This window comes from Comamonas testosteroni ATCC 11996 (assembly GCF_000241525.1).
Lineage (GTDB): Bacteria > Pseudomonadota > Gammaproteobacteria > Burkholderiales > Burkholderiaceae_C > Comamonas > Comamonas testosteroni.
The window spans coordinates 76,985-87,164 of record NZ_AHIL01000035.1 but is presented as its reverse complement, the minus strand read 5'-3'; the positions used below and the strand labels follow the sequence as shown (position 1 = coordinate 87,164).

The 10,180-nt window shown below is 57.1% G+C and carries 7 protein-coding genes; all 7 read left to right on the top strand.

The window, feature by feature from the left end:
* Positions 1–329: 329 nt before the first annotated feature.
* The 7 genes from hsdR to CTATCC11996_RS15595 all read left to right on the top strand — a co-directional run bounded on the left by hsdR (position 330) and on the right by CTATCC11996_RS15595 (position 10,053).
* Entirely contained in the window at positions 330–3,803 is a 3,474-nt protein-coding gene (gene hsdR / locus CTATCC11996_RS15630) for a type I restriction-modification system endonuclease (protein WP_034349340.1), read from the top strand.
* A 257-nt stretch (positions 3,804–4,060) separates the two neighbouring features.
* Positions 4,061–5,527: a class I SAM-dependent DNA methyltransferase gene (locus CTATCC11996_RS15625; RefSeq protein ID WP_003077894.1), complete on the top strand. Its 1,467-nt coding sequence runs from the start codon at positions 4,061–4,063 to the stop codon at positions 5,525–5,527.
* A complete protein-coding gene (locus CTATCC11996_RS25115; RefSeq protein WP_080569883.1) occupies positions 5,524–6,912 on the top strand; it encodes a restriction endonuclease subunit S in 1,389 nt (462 codons plus the stop codon). The genes CTATCC11996_RS15625 and CTATCC11996_RS25115 overlap by 4 nt, the downstream gene beginning before the upstream one ends.
* A 92-nt stretch (positions 6,913–7,004) precedes the next feature.
* Positions 7,005–7,769, top strand: a complete 765-nt coding sequence (locus tag CTATCC11996_RS15610; RefSeq protein WP_003077885.1) for a DUF3944 domain-containing protein — start codon at positions 7,005–7,007, stop codon at positions 7,767–7,769.
* 17 nt (positions 7,770–7,786) lie between these two features.
* Positions 7,787–8,728: a hypothetical protein gene (locus CTATCC11996_RS15605; RefSeq protein ID WP_050878876.1), complete on the top strand. Its 942-nt coding sequence runs from the start codon at positions 7,787–7,789 to the stop codon at positions 8,726–8,728.
* Between the two features lie 197 nt (positions 8,729–8,925).
* Positions 8,926–9,600, top strand: a complete 675-nt coding sequence (locus CTATCC11996_RS15600) for an SH3 domain-containing protein (protein WP_003077880.1) — start codon at positions 8,926–8,928, stop codon at positions 9,598–9,600.
* 105 nt (positions 9,601–9,705) lie between these two features.
* On the top strand, positions 9,706–10,053 hold the full coding sequence (locus CTATCC11996_RS15595) for a hypothetical protein (RefSeq protein ID WP_003077878.1): 348 nt from the start codon (positions 9,706–9,708) through the stop codon (positions 10,051–10,053).
* Positions 10,054–10,180: the final 127 nt, after the last annotated feature.

Below are 10,180 nucleotides of genomic sequence, written 5' to 3'. Positions count from 1 at the left end.
AGGTAGAGAACGATTTATGCAACAACGCCAGTGAAAAGCAAAAGCATGTGCCATGCCTATTGGGGTGCTGTGCCGCAATGTCTTAGACATGCGCGGGGTATTTAGTCCATGGGCCTGCACTGTCGATGGAGCCAATTTCAAACTGTCAATTTGGTGGCGCGTAAGGGGGCAGGCCTTCGTCTGCCCCGCTATTTCCTTGATCCAAAAATATCGTTGACCAGCTGCCGAGGACGTTCCAATTTAATTCCTGTCCCGGCCGGGATTAATTTTTGATATTGCAACGCATGGTTACATAATATGCGCTATACCAATATCAATCGAGGCAGCGGGTGAGTAATTTCGCTTTTCTGGGCGCTTATTCCAAATCATTGGCAGCGTTGGGCTTAGCCGCAGAGAAAATTTTTCCCCACGACCCGCCCAGCTGTGTTGCCAAACTGAGGTTACTGGCCGAAGCCATTGCCAAAGAGGTCGCCGGCCGCATTGGCTTGCAGCCGCAGTTGCAGCCATCCACACAGTCGGACCTCATTCGCAGCATTGATTCCAAGTTGGGGCTGGACCCGCAGTTGCGGCAGATGTTTCACCTGCTGCGCATGCGAGGCAATGAAGCGGTGCATGAGGTTGGAGCTGCGATTGGCTATCGGGAGGCACTTGAATCTCTCAAGGTCGCCCGCGAAGTAGCTCTCTGGTTTCACCGCACTTTTGGCAGCAATGCAGATTACAAGGCCGGCCCGTTTTTGCTGCCGGATGATCCCAGCCAGAAGCTCTATGACCTGCAAAAGCAGATGGAGGCACTGCATGAGCGCCTGAGCAGTGCGCAGGCCCTGAGCTCAGACCAGGAGGCCATGCAGCAATTGCTGCAGCAACAGGCTGACCAGGAAAAAGCGCTGGCGGCCAAAGCCCTGCAAGAACGCGATATTTATGAGCAGTTGGCCATGGAGGCAAGCGCCACTATCGAGCAGCTCAAGGCCGAGCTTGCCAAGAGCGATGCCGTTGAGAAAGCCCCCAGCCCAGAAACCGTGCGCAGTTGGAGCAGCCGCTCCCGCAAAGCTGCCAGTCTGGTGCAAATGGATGAGCCAGCCACGCGCCTCATCATCGACCAGATGCTGCGCGACGCAGGCTGGAGTGCAGACACCGTAGCCCAGACTTATGCCAAGGGCGCACGACCGGCGCGGGGCCAGAACATGGCGATTGCCGAGTGGCCGATGAAGGGGCAACAGAGCGCTGACTACGTTTTGTTTGCTGGCCTCACGCCTGTAGCTGTGGTGGAGGCAAAGCGCCTTAATCAGAACGTGGCCGGCAAGATCGGTCAGGCTGAGCGCTATGCGCGCAGTTTTTTGCTCTCTGTTGACTGTGAGGCGGCCTGGAAGCATGAGCAGCCGCCCCAGCCCTGGCAAGACGGGCAGGGCGCTCTGTTCCAGATTCCGTTTGCCTACTCCTGCAACGGCCGACCATTTGTCCGGCAGCACGAGCAATCCAGCGGCACCTGGTTTCGGGACCTGCGCCACACGGCCAATCTGGCCAGACCTTTGCCTAGCTTTCATTCGCCAGAGGGGTTGCTTGATGTGCTGCGGCGCGATATTGCCAAGGCGCAGGGCAAGCTAGAGACAGAGACCGCCGCCTATCTGGGCCTGCGTAGCTACCAGCTCAACGCCATCAGCGCGGTGGAGCAATGTCTGGCCCAAGGTCAGCGCAGCAGCCTGCTGGCCATGGCCACCGGCACGGGCAAAACCCGCACCATCATTGGCCTGATCTACCGTTTTCTAAAGGCCGAACGTTTCAAACGTATTCTGTTTCTGGTAGACCGCACCGCGCTGGGCGACCAGGCGCTGGAGGCCTTTGACGACATGCTGCTCGAGCAGAACATGCCCCTGTCCAAGCTCTACAACATTGCAGATTTGGGCGACATGGCGACCGAGGCCGAAGACCGCGTGCAGGTCGCTACCGTGCAGGCCATGGTCAAGCGTATCTTTGACAGTGACAGCCCGCCGCCCGTGGATAGGTTCGATTGCGTCATCGTCGATGAGGCCCACCGCGGCTACACGCTAGACCAGGAAATGACCGAAGGCGAGCAGGAACTGCGCGACGCCAGCCAGTACCTCTCCACCTACCGCCGTGTGCTCGATTACTTTGATGCCTTCAAGGTAGGCCTCACCGCCACGCCGGCCAAGCACACCAGCGACATCTTTGGCCACCCCATCTACACCTACAGCTATCGCGAAGCTGTGGCCGATGACTGGCTGATCGACCACGAGCCGCCCATTCGCTACACCACGCTGCTCACGCAAAACGGCATTCACTTTGAAAAAGGCGATGCCGTTGAAAGCATCCACCTGCAAACCGGCGAAATCGACACGGCTGAGCTGGAGGACGAGCTGCACTTTGATGTGGCCAGCTTCAACAAAACCGTGCTCAACGACAACTTCAACCGCGTCATCTGCAACCAGCTGGCGCAGGAGCTGGACCCGTTCAGCGATGAGAAGACCATGATCTTCTGCGCCACCGACACCCATGCCGACACCGTGGTGCGCATGTTGGGCGAGGCCTTCAAGGAGCTGCATGGCGACGCCTACAACCAGGCCACCGTTGCCAAAATCACCGGCAAGACCGACAAGGTCAGCCAGATGATTCGCAACTATAAAAACGAGGCATACCCCAAAGTGGCGGTCACGGTGGACTTGCTCACCACCGGCATTGATGTGCCGCGCATTTGCAACCTCGTCTTCATGCGCCGCGTGCGCTCGCGCATCTTGTACGAGCAGATGATTGGCCGCGCCACCCGCCGCTGCGATGACATTGGCAAAACCGTGTTTCGCATCTACGACCCGGTGGATTTGTACGCCACACTGCAGGGCGTCAACACCATGCAGCCGCTGGTCAAAGACCCCAAGGTCACCATCGATCAGTTGATCGACGAGCTGCACAACCCGGCCTCTTACACAGCCCCCGGCAGCACGGCTGAGCGCAAACATGCCGATGATGTGCTCGACCAGCTCAACCAAAAGCTCATGCGCGTGCTGCGCAAGGCCACGCACAAGGCCGAGAAAAAGCCGGCCCTCAAAGAACGCCTGCAGCAGCTGGAGCAAAGCTGGGGCGTACCCCCGGCCCAGTTGCACAAGCACCTGCACGACATGGCCAAAAAGCAGGGCACCCAGGCCGTCGCCCACTTTCTGCGTAATCACACGCGCCTGCTGCAGCAACTGGGCGAGGTGCAAGAACTCATGGGAACGGCTTACCGCCCCGTGCTGTCTGACCACCATGACGAGCTTGTCGCCCGCGAGCAAAACTGGGGCAGCTACTCCATGCCCGAGGACTATCTGGAAGGCTTTGCCCACTTCATCAAAGAGCAGCTCAACCAGTCGGTGGCGCTGTCGGTAGTGGTCAACCGCCCCAAAGACCTCACGCGTGAGCTGCTGCGCGAAGTGCGCCTGCTGCTCGACGGTGCAGGTTTTTCAGAAGCGGCCCTCAAGGCCGCCTGGCGCAACCAGAGCAACCAGGACATTGCCGCCGGCATCGTTGCCCACATTCGCAAAGCCGCGTTGGGCGAGGCCTTGCTGCCTTTTGAAGATCGCGTCAATCGCGCCATGCAGCGCATCTACAGCCTGCGCAGCTGGACCACAGCGCAACGCAGTTGGCTAGACCGCATTGCCAAACAGCTCAAACACGAAACCGTGGTGGACAGCAACTTCCTGAACGAAGCCTTCCGCCAGCAAGGCGGCACCAAGCAGGTGGACAAGGTGCTGGGCGGCGAGCTCGATACCGTTGTCACCCAACTGGCCGAAGCGCTATGGCAAAAAGTGGCCTGAACGACCCATGCCCACCGCCACCACCAGCGGCTTGCGCAGCCAGACTTACGGCGCAAGCCCTCTGGCAGCGACTATGCTCACGCCCCATCGCATGCAATGCATCCATCTCATTCCATCACCGCTGCCAGCTGCAGCACAGCTATCTAAAACAATAGCTTGCTGCGCTTGTATTCATTAGATTTCATGCATAAAACATGCTGAAATGCATGAATAGCAAGCGCAAGAAGCTATCAAAATAACGGAACCTTTATTTCGGTATGACCACCTCTGACATCGTCCAGAAACTCTGGAACCTTTGCGACGTCCTGCGCGACGACGGCATCAACTACAGCGACTACGTCACCGAACTCGTGCTGCTGCTCTTCATCAAGATGGAGCATGAAAACCTCGAATCCGGCGTCATCAAAGCGCCGCTGCTGCCCGAATACGCGCGCTGGAACCAGCTGCGCGACCTCTCGGGCATCAATCTGCTCAACACCTACCGCCGCACGCTGCAGCAGCTGTCCGAGTCCACCAACCCCCGCATTGCCGCCATCTACGCCAATGCCCAAACCAGCCTGAGCGAGCCGCGCCACCTGGAGCAGCTCATCAATGACCTCGACCGCATCGACTGGTTCGACACCGACAAAGACGGCCTGGGCGACTTGTACGAAGGCTTGCTGGAAAAGAACGCCAGTGAAACTAAAAGCGGCGCAGGCCAGTACTTCACCCCGCGCCCGCTGATTGACGCCATGATTGCCGTCATGCGTCCGCAGGTGGGCGAAACCATTCAAGACCCGGCCGCCGGCACCGCAGGTTTCTTGATTGCCGCCGACCGCTCCATTCGCGCCCAAACCGATGACCTGCTGGATTTGACCGAGCCCCAGCGCGCCTTTCAAATCCGCAAGGCCTACACCGGCATGGAGCTGGTGCCCAACACCCGCCGCCTGGCGCTGATGAACTGCCTGCTGCACGGCATTGAAGGCGATGCCGAAGGCGCCATTCACCTGGGCAGCACGCTGGGCACCGCCGGCCAGCGCCTGCCCAAGAGCGACATCATCTTGAGCAACCCGCCCTTTGGCACGGCCAAAGGCGGCGGCGGCGCCACACGCGACGACCTCACTTACGCCACCAGCAACAAGCAGCTGGCCTTTGTGCAGCACATCATCAAGCACCTCAAAGACGGTGGCCGCGCCGCCGTGGTGTTGCCCGATAACGTGCTGTTTGAAGCCGGCGTGGGCGCCGACATTCGCCGCGCGTTGATGGACAAATGCCGCCTGCACACCGTGCTGCGCCTGCCCACCGGCATCTTTTATGCGCAGGGCGTGAAAACCAATGTGCTGTTCTTTGAAAAAGTGGGCGAAGCCGCCACCGGCAGCACCCAAGAGGTGTGGGTGTACGACATGCGCGCCAACGCCCCCAAGTTTGGCAAACGCACCCCGCTGACCGACGCGCACTTTGCCGACTTCATTGCCGCCTATGGCGAAGACGTGAACGGCAACAGCCCGCGCACCGATGGCGGTGAACCAAGCCGCTGGCGCTGCTTCACGCGCGAATGGATTCGCACGGAGAAGCAAGATAGCCTGGACATTGCCTGGCTCAAGGACGACTGCGTGGAAGATGCAGCGGATTTGCCCGAACCTGCCGAGCTGGCGCAGGAGATTACGGGCGAGTTGGATGCGGCGCTGAAGGAGTTGAAGGAGTTGAAGGAGATTTTGGCGGAGTTGGGGGAGAGAACGGAATGAGTGCGCTGCCAAAAGGCTGGGCGAAAACGCCAATCGATGCAATCGCGGCCTTCAATCCCAAAACGATTGCGGATGACTCATTGCAATGTGCTTTCTCGCCCATGCAATACCTGGGTACTCATTTTCGCGCCAGCATGGGATATGAGGGTCGAATATGGGGCGATATTAAAAAGGCCTATGTTCATTTCCAGTCGCGTGACGTGATTGTTGCGAAAGTCACTCCTTGCTTTGAAAACGGGAAAGCGGGTGTTGTCCCTGCGATCCCCAATGGAATTGGCGCTGGTAGTTCCGAGTTTTGTGTTTTCCGGCCAGCCCAAGGCATTGACGAACGTTATTTGCTTGCTTGGCTGAGTACAGAAGATTTTCGACGTAGAGCCACCGTTGCCATGACAGGCTCCGTGGGCTTGAAACGCGTGCCCAAAGATGTGTTTCTTCTGGAAGAGCTACCGCTGGCACCTGAGCGTGAACAACGCCGCATCGCCGACAAACTCGACACCGTCCTGACCCGTGTCGATGCCCTGAACGACCGCCTCGCCCGCATCACCCCCTTGCTCAAACGCTTCCGCCAGTCCGTCTTGGCCGCCGCCACTTCGGGGCGCCTGACAGAGAAGGCGAAAATTTCTGCTGACAGTTTCTTTCCTGTGGTTCTTACTGAGACGCAGCAAAAAAATATTCCTAGTAAATGGAATTGGAAATGCTTAACTGATTTGGCGCGCTTAGAGTCTGGCCATACGCCGCGTAAATCTGTGCCCGAATATTGGGATGGTGGTGACGTTCCGTGGATCAGCTTGCAAGATATACGATCTGCCGATGGATTGGTTATTTATGAAACGAAACTTCAACCTACCAATTTAGGTATTGAAAACTCAAGTGCTCGTTTGCTGCCAGCGGGAACGGTATGTTTTTGTCGAGATATTTCGTTTGGCTATGTAACGATTATGGGGCGAGAGATGGCTACATCTCAGCATTTTGTAAATTGGGTTTGTGGCGAGAAGTTAAATCCGAAGTACCTGATGTATGCGCTGATGGCTTCTAGAGATTTCTTGGCTATGTCGGGGCAAGGCACAACGGTAACTACTATTTATATGCCAGCATTGAAAGGACTGCGGATAGCAGTACCTTCAACCGAAGAGCAAACCGAAATCGTCCGCCGCGTAGAAATCCTGTTCGCCTATGCCGACCGGCTTGAAGCCCGGCTGCAGGCCGCCCGCACCGCTGCCGAGCGCCTCACGCCCGCGCTGCTGGCCAAGGCCTTTCGCGGCGAGCTGGTGCCGCAAGACCCCAACGACGAACCGGCGACCGAGCTGCTGCGCCGCCTGCGCGAAGCGCGTGCCGCTGAAGTCCCGGTCAAGAAAGCGCGTGGCCGCAAGGCGGCAGTGACCTGACGTTTGATGAAAAAAATCGCCACCAGCACTACGAAATGCGCAGTGCTGGTGGCGCATGAACTACAGATTTTTTGAGGGAGAGGCAAGCCGCTATGGCAATTAAGTACCGTGAAGATCCGGGCCTGAAGTTTCTGGCCATGTGCGACAACGATGATGTGTCGAATCTGGCGCAAATTCTGATTTATGACACCGATGGCGAGAAGCGCCGTACCAGCAGCATCTTGACGGACCCTGGCTTTACCGCGCATTTGGATTCGCCCGAGAAATGGCTCAAGAGCTGGCAGGTGGTGGCGGGCGAGTTGCAGCTGTACGGCGGTGACTCGGTGGTCAACCTGTTTCGGGGCACGGGCGTGCTGTACGAGGAAATTTTGTCCGATGTGTGCGAGCGCGTAGGCGTGAAGCTGGGTGCTGAGGACAAGGAGATTGTTCAGAAAGAAGCCAAGCTCATCGAATTTTTGGCGGACAAGGCCTGGGAGAAGATGGACGAGGCGCAGCGCGCAGACTTCTTGCAGAAGATCAACCTGCAGGAGCGCTTCAAGGATGCCGCTGGCCTGTCGCCTGTGCGCCTTGCATTGGCGACGGGTGGTGCTGCAGCCATGTTGCTGTATGAGTATGTGGCGGGGGCCATGCTGGCTTCGCTGGGGGCGGGGTTGGCGGCGCGTTTTGCAGGCCCTATGGCTGCGCAGTTCATTGGTACGCGCTTGGGCGCTGCGGCTTTTGCGGGGCCATTTGCCGTGGTGCTGGGGGTGGCGCTGACGGTGCCCATGCTCTCCGGTACGGCCTATCGCGTGACCATGCCAGCGGTGATTCAGATTGCATATATGCGCAAAAAGTATTTAGAGAGGGATGTGTTTTGATTCATACATTCGGAGATTTGGCCAGCAAGATTTGGGTGCTGGATGAGAGCAGGATCAGCACTGTGCTGATGGAGGCCTTGCAAAAAGGCCAGGCAGTCATTTACGACGGCGTGGCCTATTGGGCGGAAGGCAGTGGTAAGACAGGCGTCATTCAGCACCTGAAGTTCACGGAACGCTCGGTAGAGTCAGTCAAGGAGGTGGTCGAGCAGCTGAAATCGGTGGCAACGGCGACCCAGAATGTGGCGCAAGCCGTGCAAAGCATGCAAAACGTGCTGATGGCGACGCAGGTGCTCAGCAGTGTGGTGATTGTGGGTGCCATCGTGGTGCAAACGCAGTATCTGGGTCGCAAGCTCGATGCGATTCAAGACACGGTCGATGAAATTGCGCTGACTCAGCATGAGCAAAATCTGGTCTTTTATATGGACAAGATCAGCGACTACATGGGCGGCGTGGAGTACGCCCGCGACTTGCTGCGAGAGCGCGCCTTGGCTGCCGAGATTCACGATGTTGCTGCCCCCTTGCTGGCGCAACTGGGCAGCAAGCGCAATCACATCACATCGTTGGTGGACAACATCGCTGGTTATGTCAAGGCCAGCGCTGCAGAGCGTAGCGAGAGCAAGCACTTCAAGCTGATGCTGGACTTTATCCATCTATTGGTGGATATCTTGCCGGGTGCATTGCATGCCGAGCATTTGCTGGCAGCGCGTATTGGCAAGCCTTCACTGGCGCAGTCCATTTTGTGGAGCGGCTCGCAGAAGTATGAGCAGGTGCTGGGCAGTTATCGGGGGCTGATGAACCAACTCAACCGTGAAGTGGTGGCAGGCAAGCTGGGCCAGCAGGGTGAGCGCGTCTTTGCCGAGTACAAGCCCAAGCTGCTGGAGCTGATGCAGTCTCCCATCAATCAGCTGCTGCTGTTCAGGCAGCCCGCCAATATCGCGATTGAGCGACTGGCGGCCTGAGTTTTTGGCGGTTGATTCATTGCGAGCCTGCTAGGGGCGCGTGGCTGCGCTGAGTCGGCTGATGCCCCAAATCAAGGCCTGGTTTGACTTCGGTTCAATGAGACTGTCTGGTATGTCGACAGTAGTTTGGGGCACTCATTCGCTTGCGATGAATTGATTGCGTGAATTGGTTAACCAATAAGGAAGGAGAGGATGTGATGAAAAAAATGAATTGGAAACTGGGCGCTCTGGTGTTGTTGGGTTTGGCCGCATCGCAGGTGCAGGCCTATGAGACTTATCTGAAAACCAAGTTTGGAACTTTGTCGGTGGATGAGAACCGGCTGCTGCATTTCAATGGCAAGCCCGTCATTCCGGGGGTGATGGGTAATAGCAGTCTCTCTATCGGGAAAGCCTACGATGTCGGCGGCAAGGTTCTGGTGCTTACCACCAATATCGGTGGCACAGCTTGCCCGGAGCTGTTCAACGTCATCACGCTGGACGCAGGCAAGGCGGTTTCATCGCCCACATTTGGTACCTGTGATGAGCCTCACAAGATCCAGCTGTTGAATAAGTCGCTGGTGGTTGAGATGGAGGGGCGGCAAGGTCAGCACAAATATGTGTTTGCCGATGGCGTGCTGACAGACAACGGCAAGGTCGTGGCGGATGTGTATTCCAGCAGGCCATTCTCGGTGACGGCTGTGATCAACGACCCTGATGGCTACACCAACCTGCGCAAGGCCCCCGATGGCAAGAGCGCGATCATTGCTCGCGTCGATAAAGAAGAGTCTTTCTACACCCACCCTCAGGCGGGCGACTGGTGGCAGGTACGGGTGAATGCCAACACACAGGGCTATATGCACAAAAGCCGTATTTTGATGGTCCGTGAATTTTGATCACCCTCGCTCGTGGCGTCAGTTCAGTGCTGGCTGGCTGGCGCTGCTTCATGTCACTAATTTATGGGTGCCGTGACTGCATGCACAAAAGAATGAGGTGTAAAAGTGGGTGGCCTGATTTTTTGGATGCTGGTGTTTCAGGTATTTTTTGTACGCAAGCGCAAGCTCAAATGCCCACACTGTCATGAATACGGGGTGAGTGCCAGCAAGATTTTGCATTTTGGCCCAGCATGGAGCTTTCGCTGCTCCCAGTGCCAGCGCAAGCACAAAGCATCGTATTGGTTTCTGCCGTTGACTTTGGTCACCGCGCTGTCCATTGGTTTTGTGATCATGACCAGCCTGACTAAGGTCGATTCGCGGATCGTTGACTTTCCAACGTTCATCGCGCTGCCAACGATACTGATGCTGGATTTGTGGCTGAGGTTTTATGTGATTCCGTTGAAGAAGAAATAAAGAGGAGTTGCGCCGGTTTTTGAGCACACGACCGGCGCCCCCTCTGGAGGGGAACTGCGCAGCAAAACCCAATATTGCGACTTCACAAAACCTCACGTCGCAACCTAATAAAATCTCATATGGCCCA